The following is a 23,755-nucleotide window of genomic DNA, read 5'->3' as shown; positions in this document are numbered from 1 at the left end:
TCTCCTGTTTAAAGCACTTCTTTTAAAGCCCTGACAGCAACTTCTATTTGCTTGTCGTCAGGCTCGCTCGTTGTCAGCCTCTGAAGCATAAGGCCGGGCATGATCATTATTTTCATAAAAAAATTCTCTTTTAATTTTGAAGACAGCTTAAGCATCTCATATGAAAGTCCTGCAACTAGAGGGATAAGCAAAAGCCTTGAACCGAATTTATAAAGGAATGACCATTCCTGCGGTATAAAGGAAAAGATAAAAATACTTATCACCATTACGATAAGAAGAAAACTTGTACCGCATCTTGCATGATGAATGCTGTATTTTTTGATATTTTCTATCGTAAGACTCTCACCTGCTTCATATGCATGGATAACTTTATGTTCTGCTCCGTGATATTCGAATATTCTTTTCATATCCTTCCAAAATCCTATTGACACAACATATATAAGAAACACAAAGACTCTTATAATCCCGTCAACAATATTAAACATGAACGAACTGTCTGAGACAGAGGAATATGCAATGCCAACCAGTTTTGTTGCATACAAAGGGAGCAGCAGAAAGAGCAGGATTGCAAGGATAAAAGCAAAGCCCATTGTGCCGGCCATTGCCAGAGGAGTAAGTTTTCCCTCGGCTTCATCATATGCCTTGTTTGCAGAAAATTCTATTGCTTTTACCCCAAGAAATAATGCGTAAAAAAGCGCTATGAATCCTCTCACCAGAGGCATCTTAAAAGGCTTTGAAAGTTCTGAGAGTTCTTCAGTTTTTACATGGATATTGCCTTTGGTATCTCTCACTGCAACACCCCATTTTTCAGGCGCCCTCATCATAACACCTTCAATTACTGCCTGTCCGCCTACATTTTTCATTAAAAACCTTCTTGTAGTATTTTTTTATTAAAGAGGGGATACACACTAATATCTTTCCAAATAAAAAAGCCGTTAGTCACACTTAAAGCAACTAACGACTTTAATCTTTTGGATATCTACTTATTGCTTGTCTTTGCGTATTTTTTCTTAAACTTTTCTACTCTGCCCTCTGCATCCATTATCTTTTGCTTCCCTGTGAAAAACGGATGGCATACTGAGCATATATCAACATGTATCTTCGGCATAGTTGATCTAGTAGTAAAAGTCTCGCCGCAGGCACAGATTACTGTTGCTTCTTTGTACTTTGGATGAATACCTTCCTTCAACTTTTTCCTCCCAAATGAAATTTATATATTATAAATAATTCCAGATAACTTTAGCAATCTCTGATTTTTCCCTTAAAATCCCTTTGATCAAGACTCGACAAACTTTTTTATTAAGTTCGAATCCGTATCAGAAATATCCACAAACTTAACTCCAACACCGACGTGTGGTTCAACATGCTGTGCCTTGACCATCGCTTTTATATTGTGGTTATCTATCTTAAAGCTTATCTCAAAAATAGCGCCTTCTATAACATCCGCCTGCGTATATATATACATTCCCTCCGAGCTGATATCAAGCGCCTCTGCCTTTATTATATTTTTGATTATTACTTCCTTTTCGATAAGAGTGCGTTTTTTTCTCAGGTCAATATCTTTTTTCATTTTTGTTCCTGTTTCACAACTCCTGTTCCATTCAGCTTCTCAATAAAGCCAGTATTGAATTCGCCTCTTGTAAAATCAGGATGTGAAAAAACTTTTTTGTGAAAAGGCACTGTTGTTTTTATGCCCTCTATTATAAATTCGTCAAGCGCCCGCCTCATTCTCATTATAGCCTCTTCCCTACAGCTTGCGTGAACCACCAGCTTTGCTATCAGTGAATCATACTGGGACGGAACTGTCCATCCGCAATAAGCGGCTGTATCTACTCTAACGCCCGGGCCTCCAGGCAATGAAAGCATTGTTATTTTCCCGGGAGAAGGAATAAATTTTTCAGGATCTTCTGCGTTTATCCTGCATTCTATAGCATGCCCTGTCATCTTTATGTTGCTCTGTTTATAATCAAGAGGCAGCCCTGCTGCAAGCTTTATCTGTTCTTTTATCAGATCAATACCGCAGACCATCTCTGTTACAGGGTGTTCGACCTGAACCCTTGTATTGATCTCGATAAAATACATATTACCTTCAGTGTCAACTATAAATTCAATTGTCCCAATATTTCTGTATTTGAGAGCCCTGGCAGCTTTAACAGCATATTCACCTATGTCCTTTCTGAATTTTTCTGTTGAAATCGGTGACGGAGATTCCTCAACCAGCTTCTGATGCCTTCTTTGTATTGAACAGTCTCTTTCGCCAAAGTGAAGAACATTGCCTTTATTATCCGCAGCTATCTGAACCTCAACATGTCTGAGTTCAGGTATATATTTTTCAACATAAAGCTCTCCATTGCCAAATGCAGCAAGAGCTTCTCTCTGTGCCATAAAAAATAAATTGTCAAGCTCGCCTTCCTCTTTCACAATCCTCATTCCCCTTCCGCCTCCGCCGGCTGAAGCCTTTATGATCACAGGGAACCCGATATTTTTTGCAACCTCCATTGCTTCTTCTTCTGAGATAACCGGTCCGTCGCTTCCAGGCACAACAGGGATCCCGCGTTTCTTCATTATCTGTCTTGCCTTAGCCTTGTCTCCGCCGGTTCTGATATTTTCAGCAGTAGGGCCGACGAATGTTATGCCTGAGGTTGCACATGCCTCTGCAAAATGATAATTCTCTGACAAAAATCCATAACCTGGATGTACTGCTTCAGCATCAGTTATCTCTGCTGCGCTCAGTATCGCTGGGATATTCAGATAGCTTTGTGTTGGATTTGCAGGTCCAATGCAGACAGCCTCATCAGCAATCTTTACATGCAGAGAATCTTTTTCCACTTCAGAATAAACAGCAACTGTCCTTATGCCTAGTTCTTTGCAAGCGCGTATTACCCTTACTGCAATCTCGCCTCTATTTGCTATAAGAATTTTTTTAAATAAATCCATTTTATATGTGCTCGCTTTCTATTGTGAATATGTGGATTCAGGCTCGATGAGAAAGAGAGGCTCTCCGTATTCAACAGAATGTCCGTTTTCAACGAGAATTCTCATCAGAACGCCGTCAGCATCGGACTCAATCTCATTCATAAGCTTCATTGCTTCTATAATGCAGAGCACCTGGCCTTTTTTGACTTTTGCTCCTGCCTCGACAAAAGGCGCTGCCTCAGGGGATGAAGATCTGTAAAATGTTCCTACAATAGGCGAGGTTACTGTTACCAGTCTCTGCGTATCTTCTTCCTTGGGAAGCAAAGATCTTTCCTGATGTGAAATCTGAGGCTTTGTCAGTTCAATAGAGGATAATAATTTTTCTCTTTTTACTTTGACCTTAGTTCCGTCTTTTTCTACCTGCAATTCCGTAATATCAGTATCTTTAAGCAGCTCTATTATTTCCTTTAAATCATCAAGCTCCATATTCCCTCCTGATAAATAGTCCTTACTGCAATAATTATTTTACTCTCTCAATATACTCAGACGTTCTAGTATCTATTTTAATTACATCGCCTTCATTTATATGAAAAGGCACTCTTACCACCGTGCCTGTTTCAAGTGTTGCGGGTTTTCCGCCTCCTGATGCTGTATCTCCTTTAAAGCCCACAGGATCGGTCTGCATAACCTTTAATTCAACAAAGGTAGGAATATCCACGCTTATAGGTTCACCCTTATGATAGAGTATCTTTACATTGGTATTTTCTTTAAGAAATTTTTTTATATCACCAAGATTTTCCTCTGATAAAGGAACCTGTTCGTATGTCTCCGCATCCATAAAATAATACACATTATCCTGAACATACAAATATTGCATGTTCTTTTCTTCAAGAGAAGGAGGTGGAAGTTTTTCGCCTGACCTGAAAGTCTCTTCAAGCACAGCTCCTGTCTTGATATTTCTCATCTTTGTTCTGATTATAGCGCCCCCGCGTCCCATCTTTACATGCTGGAAGTCCACTATCTCGCAAGGTTCCCCCTTGTATTCAACTTTTAATCCTTTTCTAAAATCACTCGTCGAAATCAATTACATCCTCCGTCAAAATATTATTAATCAAACCATCTTCAATTCTTTAGGCAGTTTTGTAAGCACTTCAGCGTCCTTCTTTTTTACAAGCACCATATCCTCAATCCTGACTCCATATGATCCCGGCAGATAGATGCCAGGCTCTATCGTAAAAACCATGTTTTCTTTTATCACACCTTTGCCCAGTCGTGATATCCACGGCAGCTCATGAAACTGGATTCCTACTCCATGTCCTGTGCCGTGTCCAAAAAATTCTCCATATCCGGCTTTTTTTATAACATCTCTTGCAAAGTTGTCAATCGTTCTGCAGCTTATTCCATGTTTCACTTTAGCTATAGCCTTTTTATTTGCCTCCAGCACCACATTGTAAATCTTTTGCTGTTTTGCGGTATCTTTCCCCTTTACAAGCAGTGTCCTTGTCATATCAGAACAATATCCTCCTGCCTCAGCGCCCCAGTCAATAACAACAATATCTCCTGCTTCCAGCTTTTTCTCTGTAGGCCTCATATGAGGCATGGATGCATTTTTCCCTGAAGACAGTATTATATCAAATGGCATATGTTTACTTCCTGTTTTTTTAAGGTTTTTTTCAAGAATTCCTGCAATACAAATTTCGGTTCTGCCTTGCTTTATATAAGGCAGTGTTTCCAAAAATCCGGATTCAGCGCGATGCACTGCCTCTTTGATCAGCCGAATCTCTTCATCATCTTTAATCGCTCTTATTCTCTCGATTATATTTTTGAAAGGCTTTAGTTTAATTCTTTTCTCTATATCTTTGAAAAAAGCATACGACACGGACGATTCGATCCCGATTTTTTTCAGACAGAGTTTTCTTGTGATTTTCGATACAGATTCAGGCCAGTTTTTCTTAACTGTAAAAACATCAAATTTTTTTAATTCAGCCTCTGCCTGTTCTTTATATCTGAAATCAGTCAGGAATATATTCTTCTTCTTTGTAATCAGAACAGACCCCGATGAACCTGTAAAGCCTGTCAAGTATCTTACATTACTCTTATCGAAAATTAAAAATCCATCTGCGCTTTTAAGAGTTTTTCTAACCTGTTTAATCCTGCTCTCAAAGTGAGAAGACATATATGTGGTATCTGGTTTATAGTTCATAAAATAAATGCTATCTCTGGATGAGATTCTTTGATGCCCTAAGGGCCATGAGGTAACTGTCAACGCCAAGACCGCTTATCTGTCCTGTTGAAACTCCTGCAATGTAAGATTTTTGCCTAAAGTCTTCGCGTTTGTAGATATTAGAAATATGCACTTCAATCACAGGCTTGTCTACTGCTGCAATAGCATCTCTTATTGCCACGCTTGTATGTGTATATGCTGCAGGATTTATAATAAGCACGTCAAAATCTTTTTTCTGGATTGTATCTATTATCTCTGCTTCGCTGTTTGACTGGGCTATCGATATTTTCAAGCCGAGCTCAGATGCAAGCAAATTGAGTTTATTATTAATATCCTCAAGTGTCTGCATGCCATATATATTTTTTTCGCGCTTGCCAAGAAGATTAAGATTCGGTCCGTGTATTACAAGGACATTCACGACAGCCTCCAATTAAAGCAATTTCGATATTCGTATAATATCAATTTAATTATATAAACTCAACAGCTTCCTGTCTTGAAAACCTTTGTTTTTTAGAGTTTCAAGAGCGTGAGTCCTGACTCAGGATCGAATTCCCTTACAGCATTAACTCCGTCGATCTCAATAATTACCGCCTCGAGCACAAGAAATGTCTCTGATTTTTCTCTCAGACACCCGACCTTAACCATATCTTTTTTCCCGAATGCTCCGTGCAGATGCACCTTAGGCTCATTATCCTGGCAGAAGATCGTGCCAAAGCCTACGACTTCGTGAACCTCACGAAGATTTTTCCACACAGGAACAGGAGGCACAACATCCTTATCAGGTCCTACAACAATCCCTCCTTCTCTCATTCCTCCGACTATGTAAACAACTCCTGACTTTATGTTCTCTTTCTTAGAAATGTTCACGATATTCCCAAGAACATCCTCATGATCTTCGAATCTTGCAATTACAACTCGTCCTGTTTTCCCTATCTGATATTTCATAATTCTCCTTTTTTAGATGCAGCGGTATTTTCGATATTTTATATCAACCTCAAAAAATAATTCTTCATATTTATTGACAAAGCCTCGCTCATTTTATAGCATATTGAAACTCTAAAAAAGCTCGTTTTAAAGGAGGCGTATGAGCAGATATAACGAAAAATTCAAAAAAAGCATCTCAGATCCTGAAAGTTTTTGGGCTGAGGCAGCAGATAAAATACATTGGTACAAAAAATGGGACAAGGTGCTTGATGATTCTGCTGAGCCTCTATATAAATGGTTTCCAGGCGCTGAGATGAACACGTGCTACAATGCACTCGACCGCCATGTCGAAAATGGACGTGCAGATCAGACAGCTCTTATTTATGACAGTCCTGTAACAAAACAAACCCAAAAATTCACATATAAAGAACTCCTGAAGGAAGTATCTCTGTTTGCAGGCGCACTATCAAGCCTTGGCGTTTCAAAAGGCGATACAGTAATTATTTATATGCCTATGATTCCTCAGGCTGTTATTTCTATTCTGGCATGCGCAAGGCTCGGTGCTGTACATTCCGTAGTCTTTGGAGGGTTTGCTCCTCATGAGCTTGCAATAAGAATAGACGACGCAAAACCAAAGGTTATCGTATCAGCATCTGGAGCAATAGAAATATCAAGATTGATAGAATACAAACCAATGATTGACAAGGCGATCGAGCTTTCAAAGCATAAGCCTGGAAAATGCGTAATATACCAAAGACCTGAGATTAAAGATAAGATGAAGGTCAATTTCATTAATGACCGAGATCTTGACTGGGATGAAATACTATTATCTGCTAAGCCTGCAGACTGTGTGTCTGTCAAAGCTACTGATCCTCTTTATATCCTTTATACTTCAGGCACAACAGGCATTCCAAAGGGTGTTGTACGCGATAATGGCGGGCATGCTGTTGCTCTTGCATGGAGCATGGAAAATATTTATGACGTAAAGCCGGGAGAAGTATTCTGGGCTGCATCCGATGTGGGATGGGTGGTAGGACATTCATATATTGTCTATGGCCCGCTTCTGCACGGCTGTACAACAATTCTTTATGAAGGAAAATCCGTAGGCACTCCTGATCCTGGAGCTTTCTGGAGAGTAATATCAGAGCACGGAGTAAAGGCATTATTTACTGCTCCGACTGCTTTCAGGGCGATAAAAAAAGAAGACCCTGACGGAGCATATACCAAAAAATATGATCTTTCAAATTTCAGATATCTCTTCTTGGCAGGAGAAAGACTCGACCCGGACACCTATAATTGGGCAAAGAACCTGCTTAATAAACCCGTTATTGATCACTGGTGGCAGACGGAAACAGGCTGGCCTATTACAGCAAATTGCATTGGAATAGAGCAGATGCCTGTAAAGCCCGGTTCATCCACAAAACCAGTGCCGGGATATGATGTGAGAGTTCTGGATACTGAAGGTAAAGAAGTACCTAATGGCACTGAAGGTGTCATTGCCATAAAACTTCCACTTCCTCCCGGAACACTCCCTACGCTCTGGAACGCTGACGACAGATTTATCAAATCCTATCTCAATGTGTTTAAGGGATATTATTTTACAAGTGACGGAGGATTCATAGACAAAGACGGGTATGTATTCGTAATGGGAAGAGTCGATGATGTTATAAATGTTGCAGGTCACAGACTCTCAACAGGCGAGATGGAAGAAGTTGTATCAACACATCCACACATTGCTGAGTGCGCTGTAATCGGAGCCGCCGACTCTCTAAAAGGGCAACTGCCTGTCGGATTGGTTGTTCTTAAATTAGGCGTTGACGCAGCCTCTGAAACGATAAAATCAGATCTTATAAAAATGGTGCGAGAGGAGATAGGCCCCATCGCCTGTTTTAAAAATGTTGCGGTAGTAAACAGACTTCCCAAGACGCGGTCAGGGAAAATATTAAGAGGCACGATGAGAAAAATAGCTGATGGTGAAGAATATACTATGCCATCGACCATAGACGATCCTGCTGTTTTAAAAGAGATCGAGACAGCTCTTAATGAAATTGGATATCCTTCTGCATAAGCAAAATTTGGAATTTAGAAATTGATTGTTGAAATGCCTTAGCAAGAAGCAGTGAGCTAGTACAACCGTCCCTTCTTTTGCCCCAAATATTCACTTTTAATCATTTTTTTTAATCTAAGCAGCTCTGATATACATACTTTTTGTTGCTCCAAAATAAATACCCGCATTCCTCAGATTCAAAATGATATATAAGCTCGATTGCATCAATTTTTCTTTTATATTTTAATACGTTAAGCAGAGCAACCTGAGAAGTCATAAGTGGCGTAAAATACTCTCTGACTACTTTTTTCTGCTTAATACTTACTATTACAAAAAAACTGCTATATTTTGGATTAGAAAGATTGTCATATTTACCAACAAATGCTAAATCAGCTATACCATCATTATTAAAATCTCCCCGCAATACAAATGTACAACCACTTTCTAAGAATGCCTCTTTATCTTCAGGATCTGCAAAATCTTCAAGTGACATAAGTCGAGGATTTTTTAATTCCGGTAATAATTTTGTTAGAAACTCTTTAGTTAATGTGATCGGCTTATCTCCAGGGATAACTATTGATGGGATTGAGTCCATTTCAATAAAGACTTTTTTCTCTAATGCAGTTACAGATTCTCCAAAAAATATTTCTATAAAAACAAATATAATAATTATTATTAGAATTCTGACTCTCATACATATCTCCTTATTTAAATATAAATACGTCAATGAATGTTAAATGGGACGGTTCTATTTTTATCATCCTCTTTCTTATGCCTTCCTTTTGGACTAATCACAGCTTATCTCTTCTTGCCTCTATATGATGAGAATTTATTATTTTCTGAAGGGTTTGTCAAATAATTAAAGCTGGTGTTAAAAATAAAAAGCCTGTCTTTTTAAAAAAACAGGCTTTAAAAAATATATTTATTAGTACTGTTAGCTCTTTTTCTGTTCTTTTTCCTTTTCTTTCTCTTTAGCTTTTACCTTTTCCTTCTTTTCGTGTTTTACTTTTTTCACAGGCTGATAGTCTATAAATTCAAGCACTGCCATAGGCGCAGCATCTTTAACCCTGTCTCTTGTCTTTACTATCCTTAGATAACCGCCGTTTCTGTCAGCAAATCTTTTTGCAATATCATCGAAGAGTTTTGATACAACTTTTCTGTTTGGTATGTATGAAAGCACAACGCGCTTTGAATGAAGATCGCCTTTTTTTGCCATTGTTACAAGCTTCTCTGCTGTGCCTTTTACTGCCTTTGCTTTTACAATAGTTGTCTCTATTCTCTGGTGCTCAAAAAGAGATGTTATCACTCCTTTTAGGAGCGCCTTCCTCTGATTTGCCGTTCTACCAAATAGCCTTCCATTAACTCTGTGACGCATCTTGTTCCACTCCTTTGCCCCTTGAAGCTATCAGTTTATTGACAGCTTCCTGATCCAATCTCATTCCAAGAGAAAGCCCCATTGTGTGAAGTATTTCTTTTATCTCATTCAGTGATTTACGTCCGAAGTTCTTTGTCTTGAGCATCTCAGGTTCTGTTTTCTGGACAAGTTCTAAAATTGTCTTTATATCTGCGTTCTTCAGGCAATTGTACGAGCGAACAGACAGTTCAAGCTCATTAACGCTTTTAAGAAGATTTGGATTGAGAGCTGATCCCTCGCTCATAACAACAGCGCTGCTGATTTTATCGAGTTCAGACTCCTCATAATCCTCTTCAAAAATAAAGTGCTCCATATGTTCGATCATAACTAAAGCTGCCTGGGATATTGCCTTTTCAGGCGTCATACTTCCATCTGTCCATATCTCCATAACAAGTTTATCGTAGTCTGTTGATCTGCCGACTCTTGCTTTTTCAACCCAGAAATTAACTTTTTTTATCGGACTGAATACAGAGTCAACCGCTATCATGTCTATAGGAAGATCTTCTTCTTTATTCAATTCTGAAGGCACATAACCTCTGCCTTTTTTAATATACATCTCAGCCTCGAAAACAGCACCTTTATCCAGTGTTGCAAGAAGCTGATCAGGATTTAGTATTTCTACATCCGCATCTACGCGTATATCGTTTCCCTTTACTTCACCGGGGCCTTTTACCTTAATCGTAGCCAGTTTTTTGCCGTCTGAATGCATCTTTAACCTGAGTTTCTTTATGTTCAAAATAACATCCATTACATCTTCTTTAATGCCGGTTAGCGATGAGAATTCATGTAATGCTCCCGGTATCTTTACTGAAGTTACTGCAGAACCCTCCAGGGATGAGATCAAAACTCTTCTAAGTGAATTCCCTAGTGTAGTAGCAAATCCTCTATCAAGCGGTTCTGCAATCAGTTTACCGTAAGTTTCTGTTAATGTATCTTCCTCAAACTGCATCTTTTCAGGTAACTGAAAGCCCTTTTTCTTTAAATCCATGTCTAAGGCCTCCTACGCCCTTGTATTTTTTTTATTTTGAATAAAACTCAACGATCAACTGTTCTTCTATTGGCAGCTGCATCTCGTCTCTGGAAGGAATATGCAATATCTTGCCTTTATAGTTCTTGGCGTCAATCTGAATCCAGGCAGGAAGTCCTTTATGCTCAAGCTTTGATATATTTTCTGATATGCTCTTTATCTCCCTGCTTGCTTCTTTAACCTCTACTGAATCTCCTATCTTTACAAGGTAGGAAGGAATATTCGTTCTTTTCCCGTTAACACTAAAATGTCCGTGAGATATGTACTGTCTGGCTTCTCTCCTGTTAACAGCAAAACCCATTCTGAAAATTACATTATCAAGACGGCGTTCAAGAAGCTGGAGAAGCACTTCACCTGTTGTTCCCCTCTGCCTTTCCGCCTCATGAAAATATCTTCTGAACTGTTTTTCCAGCACTCCATAGTTTTTCTTTGCTTTTTGTTTCTCTTTCAACTGAAGACCATAATCAGAAATTTTACTGCGGCGCTGTCCGTGCTGCCCAGGCGCGTATTTTCTTCTTTCGACCGCACATTTTTCTGTGCTGCATCTCTCGCCTTTAAGGAAGAGTTTCTCCCCCTGACGTCTGCACACTCTGCATAAAGATCCTGTATATCTTGCCACTGTTAAACTCTCCTTCTCTTCGGAGGCTTACACCCGTTATGTGGAACTGGTGTAACGTCTTTTATAAGATTAATCTCGAGCCCTGCTCCTTGCAAAGCCCTGATCGCTGATTCTCTCCCTGCTCCCGGTCCTTTCACAAAAACATCGACCTGCTTCAATCCCATGTCCATAGCTTTTTTTGCAGCAGTGTCAGCTGCAATCTGTGCAGCATAAGGAGTTCCTTTTCTAGATCCCTTAAATCCTAAGCTACCTGCTGTAGACCATGCAATAACATTTCCGCTAGAGTCTGTTATTGATACTATCGTATTATTGAAAGTCGCCTGTATGTGTGCTGAACCAGCACTTACATGTTTTTTCTCTTTTTTCCCGCCCTTTTTCCTCTGAGCCATGCGCTATACCTCTTTCTTCTTGCCCATTATGGTTTTTCTTGGCCCTCTGCGTGTGCGGGCATTTGTTTTTGTCCTCTGCCCTCTGACAGGAAGCCCCTGCTTATGTCTTACTCCTCTATAACATCCAATATCAGTAAGTCTCTTAATGTTCATTGAGTTTTCGCGTCTAAGATCACCTTCAACCTTACACTCTTTCTCAATAGAAGCTCTTATCTTTACGATGTCTTCATCTTTCAGGTCTTTAACCCTTATATCAGGATTAACGCCGGTATCTTTCAATATTTGTTTAGACAGAGATCTGCCTATGCCAAATATTCTGGTAAGTCCTATTTCAATTCGTTCGTTCTTTGGTAAATCCACTCCGGCAATTCTCGCCATGCTTCTCTCCTATCCCTGCCTTTGTTTATGTCTGGGATTTTCGCAAATTATTCTTCTTATCCCTTTTCTCTTAACAACTTTGCATTTAGCACATATAGGTTTTACTGATGATCTTACTTTCATTTATAGCTCCTGATATCTTCTATTTAAATCTATAAGTTATTCTGCCCTTTGTAAGATCATAAGGAGAAAGTTCAACTGTCACCTTATCCCCAGGCAGTATTTTTATAAAATGCATCCTCATCTTACCAGAAACATACGCCAATATTATCTGTCCTTTTTCAAGTTTCACCCGGAACATTGCGTTTGGCAGTGTCTCGACTATCGTCCCTTCAACTTCTATATTATCTTCTTTGGACATTGAACTCGAAAGTATAACACCATTGTTAAAGTTTCGTCAAGATTTTTGGCTCACCATCATCACTTATTGCTATCGTATGCTCAAAGTGCGCAGAGAGACTATTGTCTGCTGTTACAGCTGTCCATCCATCATCGAGTATTTTCACTTCATCTCTTCCGCTGTTTACCATGGGTTCAATCGCCAGAGTCATCCCGCTTCTAAGTCGTGGTCCTTGTCCAGCCATACCAAAATTAGGTATCTGCGGATCCTCGTGAAGAGCGATACCAATGCCATGACCAACAAAAGTCTTGACTACTGAAAAACCGTTTGACTCAACATGCTTCTGTATTACTGTTGATATATCGCTCACCCTGTTATTGGGAGTTGCCATGTCAATGCCAATATAAAGAGCGTCTTCTGTAATCTTAAGCAACCTATTTGCAAGGGGACTTATCTTTCCGACAGGAAGAGTTATTGCACTATCCCCATAAAAACCGTCAATTAAAACACCTAGATCCAAACTTAGTATGTCCCCCTCTTTCAATCTAAGCTCTGAGGGAATTCCATGAACAACCTGATTGTTCACAGAAGTACAAATACTTGATGGGTATCCTCTATACCCCTTAAATGCTGGAGTGCCGCCTTTTTTATATATCTTATTCTCAGCAAAAACTTCTATTTCTTTTGTTGTAATGCCTGCTCTTACAAATGATTTAAGTTCTTCAAGGACTTCAGCTACAATTCGGCACGATTTTTCGATTTTCCTTATCTCTTCCGCTGTCTTTATGATAATCATATGATAAACTTCTGCCCATACTTTTTAAAAAAGGGTCTCAAAGGCAAAATTATCCCCTTCTGCCTTTTATCCTTCCCTTTTTAAGAAATCCCTCATATGAGCGCGTAATGAGATGCGACTCTACCTGGGAAACTGTATCCAGCGCAACACCTACAACAATTAAAAGCGACGTACCGCCAAAATAGAATGGTACATTGAATTTGGTTATAAGTATTTCAGGTATGATACAGACAACAGCAAGATAAATAGCGCCTACCAGCGTAAGCCTTGAAAGAACTTTATATATATACTCCGATGTCTTTTGCCCTGGTCTTATGCCAGGAACAAATCCGCCGTATTTTTTCAAATTATCAGCTATGTCCATTGGGTTAAATACAATCGCTGTGTAAAAAAATGCAAAAAAGAAAATCATACTTACATATAAAAGCGTATAAAAAATTGTTCCTGGAGAAAGTTGTTTTGCAATTGCCTGAACCCATGGGATTGTTATAAATCCTGCAATTGTTGCAGGGAACATGATTATTGAAGACGCAAATATAGGAGGAATAACGCCTGCTGTGTTTATCTTTAAAGGCAGATGAGTGCTCTGCCCTCCATAGACTTTATTTCCCACAACCCTTTTTGCATACTGAACTGGAATTTTTCTCTGCCCTCTTTCAACAAATATGATTACGCCTACAACAGCAACCATCATTGCAACAAGGAATATCAACAAAAAGATCGATAATTCACCTGCCTGCATCAACCTAAAAGTACTGACAACTGCATTAGGAAATCTTGCAACAATACCGGCAAATATTATAAGAGAGATACCATTCCCGATTCCTCTCTCTGTTATCTGTTCACCCAACCACATTATAAAAGCTGTTCCAGATGTAAGGGTTATCATAGTAAGAAGCCTGAATGACCATCCAGGATTTTGTATAAATGCTCCATCTGCCATGCTCTCAAGGCCGATTGCAATACCGAATGACTGTATAGCGCTTATTACAACAGTTGCGTATCTTGTGTATTTAGTTATCTTCTTTCTTCCAGCCTCGCCTTCTTTTGCAAGTTTTCCGATTGCAGGGATTACTACTGTCAGGAGCTGAAAGATAATCGATGCGCTAATGTAAGGCATTATTCCTAATGCAAAGACTGTTACCCTTGATAATGCACCGCCGGAAAACATATCAAAGAACATCATGAAGCTTCCTGCCTGTTTTGTCAAAAACTCATTGAGTGCTTCGCCGTTAATGCCTGGTGTTGGGATATGACAGCCAACCCTATAGACAATCAGAAGAGCAAAGGTAAAAAGAACCCTGTTTTTTAGCTCAGGGATTTTGAATATATTTTGGAAATTTGCAAGAGCTCCCATATATCTCAGCTCTTGCCTTTGGATTTGGATTTGGCATTGCCGAGCAGTTCAGCCTTACCGCCAGCTGCTGTTATCTTTGCTGACGCTGATGCGCTAAAAACATTTGCCTTTATAGTTAAAGGCTTTGTTATCTCGCCAGTGCCAAGTATTTTTATTCCATCCTTGATATTTTTGATAATTCCTTTTTTTATAAGAACTTCTGGAGTTATTACATCAACACCCTTTATTTTCATTAAATCTCTAAGATTAACTATTGAATACTCTTTTCCAGATAAACTCGTAAATCCACGTTTTGGAAGTCTTCTCTGCAAAGGCATCTGTCCGCCTTCAAACCCAGCGCCTTTTGTTCCGCCTGAACGTGCTTTCTGTCCTTTATGTCCCTTACATGATGTCTTGCCATGACCTGAACCGATTCCACGGCCTACGCGTTTTGTTTTTTTATTGCTTCCTGCTGAGGGTTTAATATCACATATCCTCATTATTTCATTCCTCCGCCATTTGATTCATGTGATGTCTCTTCCTCGCATTTTCCCCTAAGCTTTTTTACCGCTTCAGGATCCTTAAGCCTTGCAAGTCCATCAAGTGTTGCCTTTGCCGTGTTATATGGATTATGACTTCCTATTGCCTTTGCAACTATATCCTGAATACCGGCTACATCAAGAACAGCCCTGACTGCACCGCCTGCAATAAGTCCTGTACCTTTTGTAGCAGGGTTCATTATTACAGATATAGCGCCGTATTTTCCTATTATTCTATGGGGTATGCTTCTGGCATTCAAAGGTATTTTCACAAGGGATTTTTTTGCCTGCTCAACAGCCTTTCTGATTGCCTCAGGGACTTCTGATGCCTTTCCCTTTCCAATGCCGACTACTCCGTTGGCATCTCCAACAGCAACAAGTGCGCTGAAAGAAAATCTTCTTCCACCCTTAACAACTTTTGCAACACGGTTGATATAAACAACCTTGTCTTTTAAAGTAAGTCCGTCTGGATCTATCTTCTTGTTCAACATTTAGAACTCTAATCCTCCTTCTCTGGCTGCATCCGCTAATGCCTTCACTCTGCCGTGGTAGATATATCCGCCTCTGTCAAACACAACTTTTTTCACGCCTTTTCCCAATGCTTTTTTTGCAATCAGCTTTCCTACTTCCGTTGCTGTCTTGACATTGCCTTTGTGAGCCTTCTTTTCCTTGATATCCTTATCAAGGCTCGATGCAGAGACCAGTGTTTGACCGCTCGTATCATCTATTACCTGTACATAGATGTGGTTAAGGCTTCTGTAAACCGAAAGTCTCGGTCTTTCAGTAAAACCAACAACCTTTTTTCTTATCCTCTTATGTCTTCTCTCTTTTGCTGCCCTTGTATCCACTGTCAACTTATTATCCTCCAGTAAATTCGGCTAATACCTATTTTTTCCCTGCTTTACCAACTTTTAGTTTAATACGCTCACCAGAATATCTTACGCCCTTGCCTTTATAAGCATCAGGCGGTCTTATTCCTCTGAGATTAGCAGCCACCTGTCCTATAAGCTGTTTATCAAAGCCAGTGAGGGTAAGCTGGGTCTGTTTCTGATCTACAGCTGCCTTTATCCCTTTTGGGAGCTGAAATTCAACAGGGGTTGAAAAACCTAAAGCAAGAATTATCTTTTCTCCCTGAACTTGTGCTCTGTATCCAGTACCTGCTATATCTAAAACTCTCTGGTATCCTGATGAAACACCATCTATCATATTTGAAAGAAGACTTCTTGTAAGACCATGAAGCGATCTTACATTCTTCTCTTCATTAATTCTCTCTAAAACCACCCTGCCATCAACAACTGAGATTTTGATCTCAGAAGGACACGTTGCGCTTATCTCGCCCTTTGCCCCTTTGACTGTTACATTTAAACCTTCGAGCTTTACATCCACTCCCTTTGGTATCTCTATGGGTTTCTTCCCTATCCGTGACATCTACTCTCCTTTATCCTTTTCTTACCAGACGTAGCAGATAACTTCTCCGCCAATACTATCACGACGGCAAACATTCTCACTTAAAACACCCTTTGATGTCGTCAGTATTGCCATCCCTACTCCGCCCATTACTTTTGGAATGTTATCGCTTGCAACATACATTCTGCGGCCGGGTTTGCTTGCTCTCTTCATTCCTGAAATCACACTGCCTCCGTCCAAATATTTAAGTGTAATTCTGAGCACACCCTGTTTTTCATCTTTTAATATCTTATATGCTTTTATGAAACCTTCTTCCTTGAGAATCTTAACTATCTCAAGTTTTATCTTTGAAGCAGGAATATCAACTTTTTCTGCACGTATTGTTACTGCATTTCTTATACGTGTCAGCATATCTGCAATTGGATCAGTCATCATATTATTCTTCACCTCTTCTATAAATCATTAACATTACCAGCTTGATTTTGTAACGCCTGGAAGTTGTCCCTTCAAGGCAAGCGATCTGAAACAAATTCTGCAAAGACCAAAGTCTCTTAAATAAGCTCTTGGTCTTCCGCATACACGACACCTGTTATATGCCCTGACCTTGAATTTTGGGGTCCTTTTTACTTTTTCTATCATGCATTTTTTTGCCATATAATCCTCTCTTATTTCCTGAATGGCATACCCATATAGGTTAACAGGGCTTTGCTCTCTTTATCAGTTTTTGCTGTTGTGCATATTGTTATGTCCATACCATGAACCGTATCAACCTTGTCATACTCTATTTCTGGGAACATGAACTGTTCCTTTACACCTATTGAATAATTGCCTTTTCCGTCAAATGACTTTGGTGGAACTCCCTTGAAATCCCTAACCCTAGGAAGAGCAAGACTGATAAATCTATCAAGGAATTCATACATTACAGCACCTCTGAGTGTCACCTTGCATCCAATCGGCATTCCCTTTCTTAATTTAAATCCTGCAATAGCCTTCTTTGCTTTTGTAATTACTGCCTTCTGGCCTGTAATGGTTCCAAGTTCTTTTTGCGCATTTTCCAGAATCTTTATGTTTTGAATGGCTTCGCCAAGCCCTACATTTAGAACAACCTTCTCGATTTTTGGAACTTGCATTATATTACTATAGGTAAATTCTTTCATCATTGCAGGGATAATTTCTTTAATATATTTTGTCTTGAGTCTTGGCTGTCCTGATTCTTTTGCATCTTTTTTTACTTCTTTTACTGATTCTTTTTTTATTTCCTTTACCAATTCTCTTAGAGGCTCTTTTACCTCAGGTTCTTTAACAGCTTTTTCTTCCTTGTGCATAGGTGCAGGAGTTTTCTCTATAACAACCAGCTTATCAACCTGATGGTGTTCCTTCTGAGATTCTAATTTTTTATCTGGTACTTGTTCAACAACAATAGTTTTTTCGATCTTTTCTTCTTTTTTAGGCTCAATCTTATCTATTGTCTTTTCTGCCTTTACAACCTGTTCCTTTTTTTGCACAGGTTTCTTTTCAACAGCAATCTTCTTAGGCTTTTCTTTTGCCTTAGCCTTAACTGGTTTTTCAGCCTTGACTGGCTTAACAATTTTAGCAGCCTTTGTTGTTTTCTCTGTTTTTTTAGTCATAGTTTTTGTTGTTTTTGTCGTCTTTGTAGTTTTCACTGATCTATTGTTTCCTTGCATTTTTTACACACCCTTGCTTTTTTACCATTTTCAATAATATCATTCCCAATCCTTGTGGGTTTATTGCATCTCGGACATACCAGCATTACATTTGAAATTTGCAATGGCGCTTCCTTTTCTATGATTCCGCCCTGTGAATATTTCTTGTTAGGCTTCATATGTTTTTTTATTAAATTTATTTTTTCTACAATAATCTTGCCCTTTGAATGCAGGACTGAAAGCACGCGTCCTTTTTTCCCTTTTTCTTTTCCTGTGAGAACTATCACAGTATCATTCTTTTTTATTCCAAGTCCCATTGCTTTACAGAACCTCCGGTGCTAATGAAATTATCTTCATAAATTCTTTCCATCTCAATTCTCTTGCAACAGGCCCGAATATTCTTGTTCCCACTGGCTCACCCTGAGGGTTTATGAGCACCACTGCATTCTGATCAAATCTGATATATGAACCATCAGGTCTTCTATACTCTTTTTTTGTTCTTACAACAACTGCCCTTGCCTTTGAACCTTTCTTAACATTTGATTCAGGGATAGCTTCCTTAATGCTAACCATCACAATATCGCCAAGACCCGCATATCTTCTATGAAAGCCGCCAACGACCTTAATGCACTGGGCCTTTTTAGCTCCTGAATTGTCCGCCACTTCTACTATGCTTCTTTCCTGAATCATCCTCTATCCCTCTCTCCGAATCATGAAGTTAAGCCTTTTCTGAGACACTTACTACTTTCCATCTTTTTTGTTTGCTCATAGGCCTTGTCTCAACAATTGAAACTGTATCGCCTGTCTTGCACTTATTCTCTTCATCGTGCGCCTTGAACTTTGTGATTTTTTTGATAATCTTTTTGTATGTAGCATGCTGTACCAATCTTGTAACAGCAACCACAACTGTCTTGTCCATTCTGTCGCTTACTACCTTGCCTGTATACATTTTATTCGCCATTATTACCTCATCCCAAAATTAAGAAGGATTTACCTTTGACTTCTCAGTTATTATCGTTAAAACCCTTGCAATATCCTTGCGAAGAGTATTAATTCGTTTTGGATTCTCAACCTCGCCTGTAGCTACCCTGAATTTTAGGTTGAAAAGTTCCTTTCTCATATCATGCTCTTTTATCCTTAATTCATCTATTGTCAAGTTTTTTAATTCAGAAGATCTCATGTTGATGTCTCCTCTCTTCTTACAAATTTTGTGGCTATCGGGAGTTTGTATGCTGCAAGTCTCAGAGACGCCTTTGCAACTTCTTCTGTAACACCAGCTACCTCATACAGAACCCTTCCCGGTTTTACAACAGCCACCCAGTATTCAGGAGCTCCTTTTCCTTTACCCATTCTTGTTTCAGCCGGCTTCTTTGTAATAGGCTTATCAGGGAATATTCTGATCCAGAGCTTGCAACCCCTTTTTGCATTCCTTGTGATTGCAACTCTTGCAGCCTCTATCTGTCTGCTTGTGACCCAGCCAGGCTCAAGTGCTTTTAGGCCGAATTCGCCAAATGATACCTCAGCACCTCTATATGCCTTGCCGTTCATGTTCCCCTTCATCATCTTTCTATACTTTACTTTTTTAGGCAATAACATTTTTTAAAATTCTCCTGCACCTGAATTAGTCTTGTCCTTAACTTTTAGCTGACTCATTTATCTTTTCTTCCTTGTGTGCTTCGGGAAGCACTTCGCCATTATAAATCCAGACTTTGATGCCAATTTTCCCATATGTTGTTAAAGCCTCAGAAAACCCATAATCTATATCTGCCCTGAAGGTATGGAGAGGCACTCTGCCTTCTCTGTACCATTCCGTTCTTGCTATTTCTGAACCGCCAAGTCTGCCTGAACATTGCACCTTGATGCCCTGAGCTCCAAATCTTCGCGCTGACATGACTGCTTTTTTCATAGCCCTTCTAAATGCAATTCTCTTTTCGAGCTGAAGAGCAATATTCTCGGAAACAAGTTGAGAATCAACCTCAGGCTTTCTTATCTCCTTTATATCAATGCTTACCTGTTTTCCTGACATGACCTCAATCTCTTTTCTGAGTTTTTCTACCTCAGCGCCTTTTTTACCTATTATTATTCCAGGTCTAGCAGTGTGGATAATTAGCCTGATCTTTTGTCCCGCTCTTTCAATCTCCAAACGGGCAACGCCTGCATGGAATAATTTCTGTTTTATGATTTTTCTTATGGTAATGTCCTCTACAAGCTGATCTGCATAGCCCTTTTTGAGGTACCACCTGGAATCCCATGTCCTGGTAATTCCTATTCTGTTTCCTATAGGGTGCGCTTTCTGACCCAAGATTATGCCTCCTCAGTAAGTATTATTGTTATATGACTCATCTTTTTCTTAATGATATTTGCCCTGCCCATCGACCTTGGCTCAACCCTCTTAAGCGATGGTCCCTGATCAACATAAACTTTTACACTCATAGCATCAGGGTTAACAGCTTTTTTGTTGATTGCATTGGCCATTGCCGACTTAAGGACTTTTTCAACAATATCTGCACCCCTGTAAGGCATGAACCTTAACGCAATAAGTGCGTCTCCTGCCTTCTTGTCCCTGATAAGGTCAACTACCCTTCTGGCCTTTCTTGGAGTTATCCTTACAAATTTCAAAACCGACTTCGCTTCCATTTATATCCTTCCTCTTTATGCCTTTGCTGGCGCCGCAGCCTTATCAGATTTTGAGTGTCCTTTAAATGTTCTTGTTGGTGAAAACTCACCAAGTTTGTGACCTACCATGTTGTCTGTCACATACACAGGTATAAATTTTTTCCCATTATGAACTGCAAATGTATATCCTATAAATTCAGGTATTATCGTAGAACGTCTTGACCAGGTCTTTATGATCTTCTTCTCACCTGAATCACTCATCTGCTTTACCTTTTTCATCAACTTCGCTTCAAAGAAAGGTCCTTTTTTTAGTGAGCGTGGCAATTTACTTCCTCCTCTTTACAATAAACTTATCTGTTCTCTTATTATGTCTTGTCTTAATGCCTTCAGGCTGACCCCATGGCGAGCAAGGAGGACGACCTCCTGAACTTTTTCCCTCGCCGCCACCTAGAGGATGATCAACTGGATTCATCGCAACACCTCTTACATGAGGTCTCTTGCCGAACCATCTTATCCTTCCAGCCTTGCCATAAGAAATATTTTCATGATCAAGATTTCCAACCTGTCCTATTGTTGCCATACAGCCTGCAGGAACAAGTCTTACAGCTCCTGATGATAACTTTACCTGAACAAATTTTTCATCCTTTGCAACAAGCTGGACAGATGCCCCGGCGCTTCTTGCAACTTTTGCACCCTGCCCCTCTTTAAGCTCCACATTATGGATAAATGTTCCAAGAGGGATTTCTTTAAGTGGCAGTGCATTGCCAACTTTTATCTCTGCTCCTGCGCCTGATACAATTACATCTCCGACCTGAATCATAGTAGGTGCAATTATATATCTTCTCTCGCCGTCTTTATATTTCACCAATGCAATCCTTGAGGATCTGTTTGGATCGTATTCTATTGTTTCAACCACAGCAGGGACTCCTGCCTTGTCTCTCTTAAAATCAATAATCCTATAAGCTCTCTTGTTACCGCCGCCGCGCTGCCATGCAGTAACACAGCCTGAGTTGTTTCTTCCGCCGGTTTTCATGAGTGACTTAACAAGCGGTGCGTATGGACTGCTTGCAGTTATATCGCTATAATCAGATACTGTCTGAAATCTTCTGCCTGGTGATGTTGGTTTATATTTCTTAATTCCCATTATGCGCCCTCTACAAAATCAAGTTTTTCACCTTTTTTAAGGGTGATTACAGCTTTTTTCCTATTAGGTCTCTTTCCAATCGATTTTCCCATTCTTTTCCACTTGCCCGAGACATTTATCGTTGAAATCTTATCGACCTTTACCTTGAATATCTCTTCGATTGCAGCTTTTATCTCAACTTTATTTGCATCTTTTACAACCTCTACAAGAATCTTGTTCTGCGATTCCTTGAGATTGCTGCCTTTCTCAGTAAAAAGAGGTTTCTTTATGATCGTATATGCGCTCCTCATGCTGTTTGGGCCTCCTTAATCTTTTCAACTGCTCCCTTTGTAATAAGGAGTTTCCTATACTTGACAACACTGTAAGCATTAAGGTCTGATGCTCTGACAACATCAACTCCGGGGATATTGTCTACAGAAAGTTTAATCACATTGTTATCCTCAGGGATTATTATTAAAAGGCTTTTACCTTCTAACCCAAGTTTGCTTATTAAAGAAACTACATCTTTTGTCTTTGGTTTTTTCATTGATATATCTTCAATAAAAACTATCTCGCCCTCAGCCAACTTTGCCGAGAGAGCTGTCTTTAGAGCAAGTCTTTTTGCCTGCTTAGGCATGCTGTATGAATAATCTCTTGGCTGCGGTCCGAAAATAGTACCGCCCTTTCTCCATAAAGGAGAACGATTACTTCCTGATCTTGCCCTGCCAGTATGTTTCTGCTTCCAGGGTTTTTTACCGCCGCCGCTTACAAGTCCCTTTGTCTTTGTAGCATGCGTTCCCTGTCTCTGATTAGCAAGAAAGTTGACCACAGACTTATGAAGAAGATCACTTTTTAAGCCAACCCCAAATATTTCTTCTGGAAGATTGATCTTTCCTGTTACTTTATTATTTTTATCTTTTATTTCAAGTTCAGGCATATTATCCTTCTCTCCTAATCTCTACATATGTGCCTTTTGAACCTGGCACAGCGCCTCTAATCATTAATATGTTTTTATCAGGCATTACTGCCGCTACTATAAGATTGCTTGTTGTTGTTTTATCCGATCCCATATGCCCAGGCATTCCTTGATTCTTCCATACCCTTGAAGGATATGAGCTTGCGCCAATAGAACCTACCTCGCGATAGGATGTTGAGCCATGAGATGCTGGACCGCCGCTAAAATTATGTCTTTTCATAACGCCCTGAAAACCCTTGCCTTTTGAGATTCCTGTAACAGAAATACTGTCGCCTTTTTTGAATTTTTCTACTGTTACAAGCTCTCCTACTTTCAAGCTTCCCATAGGAAACTCTTTTAGCATTTTATATGGCTTAAGACCAGCCTTTTTGAATACTCCTGCTGTTGGCTTGTTGACTCTTTTTTCTTTTCTTACTTCCTGAAAGCCGATTTTTGCAGCCTCATAACCGTCTTTCTCTAAAGTCTTTATCTGTATTACACAGCATGGACCAGCCTCGACCACTGTTACAGGAACCATTTTCCCGTCTTCAGTGAATATCTGGGTCATACCAAGTTTTTTTCCTAAAATCCCAATCACAGTTTTATCTCCACATCAACCCCAGCTGCAAGCTCTAGCTTCATCAAAGCATCAACTGTCTGCGGGGTTGGATCGTAAATGTCAAGCATCCTTTTATGAGTCCTTATCTCAAACTGTTCCCTTGACTTTTTGTCAATATGAGGCGACCTCAAAACAGTTATCTTACTGATACGTGTAGGCAGAGGCACAGGACCAATTATCTTAGCGCCTGTTCTCTGTGCAGTATCCACTATCTCTTTCACAGAACGGTCAAGCATTCTGTGATCGTATGCCTTGAGTTTTATTCTGATCTTCTGGTCCACTTATGCAATCACCTCAGTTACGACTCCAGCGCCCACTGTACGTCCGCCTTCTCTTATTGCAAACCTCAGTTCTTTTTCCATGGCTATCGGCGCTATTAACTCTACTGTTATTGTTACGTTGTCTCCAGGCATTACCATCTC

The 23,755-nt window shown here is 39.7% G+C and carries 41 protein-coding genes; 1 reads left to right on the top strand and 40 read right to left on the bottom strand.

The window, feature by feature from the left end; all coding sequences use genetic code 11:
- Positions 1 to 8 precede the first annotated feature (8 nt).
- From LLF28_04075 to LLF28_04035, 9 genes are all read right to left on the bottom strand, one after another.
- Complete coding sequence (locus LLF28_04075; protein ID MCE5194621.1) at positions 9 to 863, bottom strand: DUF1385 domain-containing protein; 855 nt, start codon at positions 861 to 863, stop codon at positions 9 to 11.
- Positions 864 to 979: 116 nt separating this feature from the next.
- Positions 980 to 1,189: a 50S ribosomal protein L31 gene (gene rpmE / locus LLF28_04070; GenBank protein MCE5194620.1), complete on the bottom strand. Its 210-nt coding sequence runs from the start codon at positions 1,187 to 1,189 to the stop codon at positions 980 to 982.
- A gap of 87 nt (positions 1,190 to 1,276) precedes the next feature.
- Complete coding sequence (locus LLF28_04065; protein ID MCE5194619.1) at positions 1,277 to 1,570, bottom strand: PilZ domain-containing protein; 294 nt, start codon at positions 1,568 to 1,570, stop codon at positions 1,277 to 1,279.
- Positions 1,567 to 2,937 (bottom strand): acetyl-CoA carboxylase biotin carboxylase subunit, encoded by a 1,371-nt coding sequence (gene accC, locus LLF28_04060; protein MCE5194618.1) that lies wholly within the window; start codon positions 2,935 to 2,937, stop codon positions 1,567 to 1,569. Before accC ends, LLF28_04065 begins: the two co-directional genes overlap by 4 nt.
- 18 nt (positions 2,938 to 2,955) lie before the next feature.
- On the bottom strand, positions 2,956 to 3,402 hold the full coding sequence (gene accB / locus LLF28_04055) for an acetyl-CoA carboxylase biotin carboxyl carrier protein (protein MCE5194617.1): 447 nt from the start codon (positions 3,400 to 3,402) through the stop codon (positions 2,956 to 2,958).
- Positions 3,403 to 3,436: 34 nt separating this feature from the next.
- Positions 3,437 to 4,000, bottom strand: coding sequence for an elongation factor P (gene efp, locus LLF28_04050; GenBank protein MCE5194616.1), 564 nt, complete (start codon positions 3,998 to 4,000; stop codon positions 3,437 to 3,439).
- A 27-nt stretch (positions 4,001 to 4,027) separates the two neighbouring features.
- Positions 4,028 to 5,119 carry a Xaa-Pro peptidase family protein gene (locus LLF28_04045; protein ID MCE5194615.1) on the bottom strand — a complete coding sequence of 364 codons (1,092 nt, stop codon included), beginning with the start codon at positions 5,117 to 5,119 and terminating at the stop codon, positions 4,028 to 4,030.
- A 10-nt stretch (positions 5,120 to 5,129) separates the two neighbouring features.
- Positions 5,130 to 5,558 (bottom strand): type II 3-dehydroquinate dehydratase, encoded by a 429-nt coding sequence (aroQ, locus tag LLF28_04040; GenBank protein ID MCE5194614.1) that lies wholly within the window; start codon positions 5,556 to 5,558, stop codon positions 5,130 to 5,132.
- A 92-nt stretch (positions 5,559 to 5,650) separates the two neighbouring features.
- Positions 5,651 to 6,085, bottom strand: coding sequence for a DUF296 domain-containing protein (locus LLF28_04035; protein MCE5194613.1), 435 nt, complete (start codon positions 6,083 to 6,085; stop codon positions 5,651 to 5,653).
- A 139-nt stretch (positions 6,086 to 6,224) separates the two neighbouring features.
- Between LLF28_04035 and LLF28_04030 the strand changes: the two genes are divergently transcribed.
- The gene (locus tag LLF28_04030; GenBank protein ID MCE5194612.1) at positions 6,225 to 8,132 is read left to right on the top strand and encodes a propionyl-CoA synthetase; all 1,908 of its coding nucleotides are present in this window, start codon (positions 6,225 to 6,227) and stop codon (positions 8,130 to 8,132) included.
- Between the two features lie 109 nt (positions 8,133 to 8,241).
- Here LLF28_04030 and LLF28_04025 read toward each other — a convergent pair whose 3' ends face one another.
- From LLF28_04025 to tuf, 31 genes are all read right to left on the bottom strand, one after another.
- Entirely contained in the window at positions 8,242 to 8,805 is a 564-nt protein-coding gene (locus tag LLF28_04025; protein ID MCE5194611.1) for a hypothetical protein, read from the bottom strand.
- A 240-nt stretch (positions 8,806 to 9,045) separates the two neighbouring features.
- Complete coding sequence (gene rplQ, locus LLF28_04020) at positions 9,046 to 9,486, bottom strand: 50S ribosomal protein L17 (protein MCE5194610.1); 441 nt, start codon at positions 9,484 to 9,486, stop codon at positions 9,046 to 9,048.
- The gene (locus LLF28_04015) at positions 9,470 to 10,513 is read right to left on the bottom strand and encodes a DNA-directed RNA polymerase subunit alpha (protein MCE5194609.1); all 1,044 of its coding nucleotides are present in this window, start codon (positions 10,511 to 10,513) and stop codon (positions 9,470 to 9,472) included. Before LLF28_04015 ends, rplQ begins: the two co-directional genes overlap by 17 nt.
- A gap of 31 nt (positions 10,514 to 10,544) precedes the next feature.
- Positions 10,545 to 11,171 carry a 30S ribosomal protein S4 gene (rpsD, locus tag LLF28_04010; GenBank protein MCE5194608.1) on the bottom strand — a complete coding sequence of 209 codons (627 nt, stop codon included), beginning with the start codon at positions 11,169 to 11,171 and terminating at the stop codon, positions 10,545 to 10,547.
- Positions 11,172 to 11,173: 2 nt separating this feature from the next.
- Positions 11,174 to 11,560, bottom strand: coding sequence for a 30S ribosomal protein S11 (gene rpsK, locus LLF28_04005; GenBank protein ID MCE5194607.1), 387 nt, complete (start codon positions 11,558 to 11,560; stop codon positions 11,174 to 11,176).
- Positions 11,561 to 11,563: 3 nt separating this feature from the next.
- Entirely contained in the window at positions 11,564 to 11,938 is a 375-nt protein-coding gene (gene rpsM, locus LLF28_04000) for a 30S ribosomal protein S13 (protein MCE5194606.1), read from the bottom strand.
- Positions 11,939 to 11,947: 9 nt separating this feature from the next.
- The gene (gene rpmJ, locus LLF28_03995; GenBank protein ID MCE5194605.1) at positions 11,948 to 12,061 is read right to left on the bottom strand and encodes a 50S ribosomal protein L36; all 114 of its coding nucleotides are present in this window, start codon (positions 12,059 to 12,061) and stop codon (positions 11,948 to 11,950) included.
- A 19-nt stretch (positions 12,062 to 12,080) separates the two neighbouring features.
- Complete coding sequence (gene infA, locus LLF28_03990) at positions 12,081 to 12,299, bottom strand: translation initiation factor IF-1 (protein MCE5194604.1); 219 nt, start codon at positions 12,297 to 12,299, stop codon at positions 12,081 to 12,083.
- A gap of 25 nt (positions 12,300 to 12,324) precedes the next feature.
- The gene (gene map / locus LLF28_03985) at positions 12,325 to 13,074 is read right to left on the bottom strand and encodes a type I methionyl aminopeptidase (GenBank protein ID MCE5194603.1); all 750 of its coding nucleotides are present in this window, start codon (positions 13,072 to 13,074) and stop codon (positions 12,325 to 12,327) included.
- A 49-nt stretch (positions 13,075 to 13,123) separates the two neighbouring features.
- Positions 13,124 to 14,431 carry a preprotein translocase subunit SecY gene (gene secY, locus LLF28_03980; protein MCE5194602.1) on the bottom strand — a complete coding sequence of 436 codons (1,308 nt, stop codon included), beginning with the start codon at positions 14,429 to 14,431 and terminating at the stop codon, positions 13,124 to 13,126.
- Between the two features lie 5 nt (positions 14,432 to 14,436).
- The gene (gene rplO, locus LLF28_03975; protein MCE5194601.1) at positions 14,437 to 14,910 is read right to left on the bottom strand and encodes a 50S ribosomal protein L15; all 474 of its coding nucleotides are present in this window, start codon (positions 14,908 to 14,910) and stop codon (positions 14,437 to 14,439) included.
- On the bottom strand, positions 14,910 to 15,440 hold the full coding sequence (gene rpsE / locus LLF28_03970) for a 30S ribosomal protein S5 (GenBank protein MCE5194600.1): 531 nt from the start codon (positions 15,438 to 15,440) through the stop codon (positions 14,910 to 14,912). Before rpsE ends, rplO begins: the two co-directional genes overlap by 1 nt.
- Positions 15,441 to 15,803, bottom strand: coding sequence for a 50S ribosomal protein L18 (gene rplR, locus LLF28_03965; protein ID MCE5194599.1), 363 nt, complete (start codon positions 15,801 to 15,803; stop codon positions 15,441 to 15,443). It lies immediately after the preceding gene.
- Positions 15,804 to 15,834: 31 nt separating this feature from the next.
- Positions 15,835 to 16,377, bottom strand: coding sequence for a 50S ribosomal protein L6 (rplF, locus tag LLF28_03960; GenBank protein ID MCE5194598.1), 543 nt, complete (start codon positions 16,375 to 16,377; stop codon positions 15,835 to 15,837).
- Between the two features lie 21 nt (positions 16,378 to 16,398).
- Entirely contained in the window at positions 16,399 to 16,791 is a 393-nt protein-coding gene (gene rpsH, locus LLF28_03955) for a 30S ribosomal protein S8 (protein ID MCE5194597.1), read from the bottom strand.
- Between the two features lie 33 nt (positions 16,792 to 16,824).
- The gene (locus LLF28_03950) at positions 16,825 to 17,010 is read right to left on the bottom strand and encodes a type Z 30S ribosomal protein S14 (protein ID MCE5194596.1); all 186 of its coding nucleotides are present in this window, start codon (positions 17,008 to 17,010) and stop codon (positions 16,825 to 16,827) included.
- Between the two features lie 11 nt (positions 17,011 to 17,021).
- Complete coding sequence (gene rplE, locus LLF28_03945; GenBank protein ID MCE5194595.1) at positions 17,022 to 17,612, bottom strand: 50S ribosomal protein L5; 591 nt, start codon at positions 17,610 to 17,612, stop codon at positions 17,022 to 17,024.
- 404 nt (positions 17,613 to 18,016) lie between these two features.
- Positions 18,017 to 18,337 carry a 50S ribosomal protein L24 gene (gene rplX, locus LLF28_03940; GenBank protein ID MCE5194594.1) on the bottom strand — a complete coding sequence of 107 codons (321 nt, stop codon included), beginning with the start codon at positions 18,335 to 18,337 and terminating at the stop codon, positions 18,017 to 18,019.
- A 4-nt stretch (positions 18,338 to 18,341) separates the two neighbouring features.
- A complete protein-coding gene (gene rplN, locus LLF28_03935; protein MCE5194593.1) occupies positions 18,342 to 18,710 on the bottom strand; it encodes a 50S ribosomal protein L14 in 369 nt (122 codons plus the stop codon).
- Between the two features lie 28 nt (positions 18,711 to 18,738).
- Positions 18,739 to 18,981, bottom strand: a complete 243-nt coding sequence (gene rpsQ / locus LLF28_03930; protein ID MCE5194592.1) for a 30S ribosomal protein S17 — start codon at positions 18,979 to 18,981, stop codon at positions 18,739 to 18,741.
- 18 nt (positions 18,982 to 18,999) lie between these two features.
- A complete protein-coding gene (gene rpmC, locus LLF28_03925; protein MCE5194591.1) occupies positions 19,000 to 19,200 on the bottom strand; it encodes a 50S ribosomal protein L29 in 201 nt (66 codons plus the stop codon).
- A complete protein-coding gene (gene rplP, locus LLF28_03920) occupies positions 19,197 to 19,616 on the bottom strand; it encodes a 50S ribosomal protein L16 (GenBank protein ID MCE5194590.1) in 420 nt (139 codons plus the stop codon). The genes rpmC and rplP overlap by 4 nt, the downstream gene beginning before the upstream one ends.
- A gap of 37 nt (positions 19,617 to 19,653) precedes the next feature.
- The gene (gene rpsC / locus LLF28_03915; GenBank protein ID MCE5194589.1) at positions 19,654 to 20,322 is read right to left on the bottom strand and encodes a 30S ribosomal protein S3; all 669 of its coding nucleotides are present in this window, start codon (positions 20,320 to 20,322) and stop codon (positions 19,654 to 19,656) included.
- Positions 20,323 to 20,324: 2 nt separating this feature from the next.
- Positions 20,325 to 20,657, bottom strand: coding sequence for a 50S ribosomal protein L22 (rplV, locus tag LLF28_03910; protein MCE5194588.1), 333 nt, complete (start codon positions 20,655 to 20,657; stop codon positions 20,325 to 20,327).
- 15 nt (positions 20,658 to 20,672) lie between these two features.
- On the bottom strand, positions 20,673 to 20,960 hold the full coding sequence (rpsS, locus tag LLF28_03905; GenBank protein ID MCE5194587.1) for a 30S ribosomal protein S19: 288 nt from the start codon (positions 20,958 to 20,960) through the stop codon (positions 20,673 to 20,675).
- A 1-nt stretch (position 20,961) separates the two neighbouring features.
- Complete coding sequence (rplB, locus tag LLF28_03900) at positions 20,962 to 21,780, bottom strand: 50S ribosomal protein L2 (protein ID MCE5194586.1); 819 nt, start codon at positions 21,778 to 21,780, stop codon at positions 20,962 to 20,964.
- Complete coding sequence (gene rplW / locus LLF28_03895; protein ID MCE5194585.1) at positions 21,780 to 22,070, bottom strand: 50S ribosomal protein L23; 291 nt, start codon at positions 22,068 to 22,070, stop codon at positions 21,780 to 21,782. Before rplW ends, rplB begins: the two co-directional genes overlap by 1 nt.
- Positions 22,067 to 22,696, bottom strand: coding sequence for a 50S ribosomal protein L4 (gene rplD / locus LLF28_03890; protein MCE5194584.1), 630 nt, complete (start codon positions 22,694 to 22,696; stop codon positions 22,067 to 22,069). Before rplD ends, rplW begins: the two co-directional genes overlap by 4 nt.
- A gap of 1 nt (position 22,697) precedes the next feature.
- On the bottom strand, positions 22,698 to 23,312 hold the full coding sequence (rplC, locus tag LLF28_03885) for a 50S ribosomal protein L3 (GenBank protein ID MCE5194583.1): 615 nt from the start codon (positions 23,310 to 23,312) through the stop codon (positions 22,698 to 22,700).
- A complete protein-coding gene (gene rpsJ / locus LLF28_03880) occupies positions 23,309 to 23,614 on the bottom strand; it encodes a 30S ribosomal protein S10 (GenBank protein MCE5194582.1) in 306 nt (101 codons plus the stop codon). Before rpsJ ends, rplC begins: the two co-directional genes overlap by 4 nt.
- Positions 23,615 to 23,755: elongation factor Tu (gene tuf / locus LLF28_03875; protein ID MCE5194581.1), on the bottom strand; the 141-nt coding region annotated here is incomplete at its 5' end.

It is taken from the genome of Nitrospiraceae bacterium (assembly GCA_021373015.1).
Taxonomy (GTDB): domain Bacteria; phylum Nitrospirota; class Thermodesulfovibrionia; order Thermodesulfovibrionales; family UBA1546; genus JAJFTJ01.
This window is presented reverse-complemented; position numbering and strand designations above follow the sequence as displayed.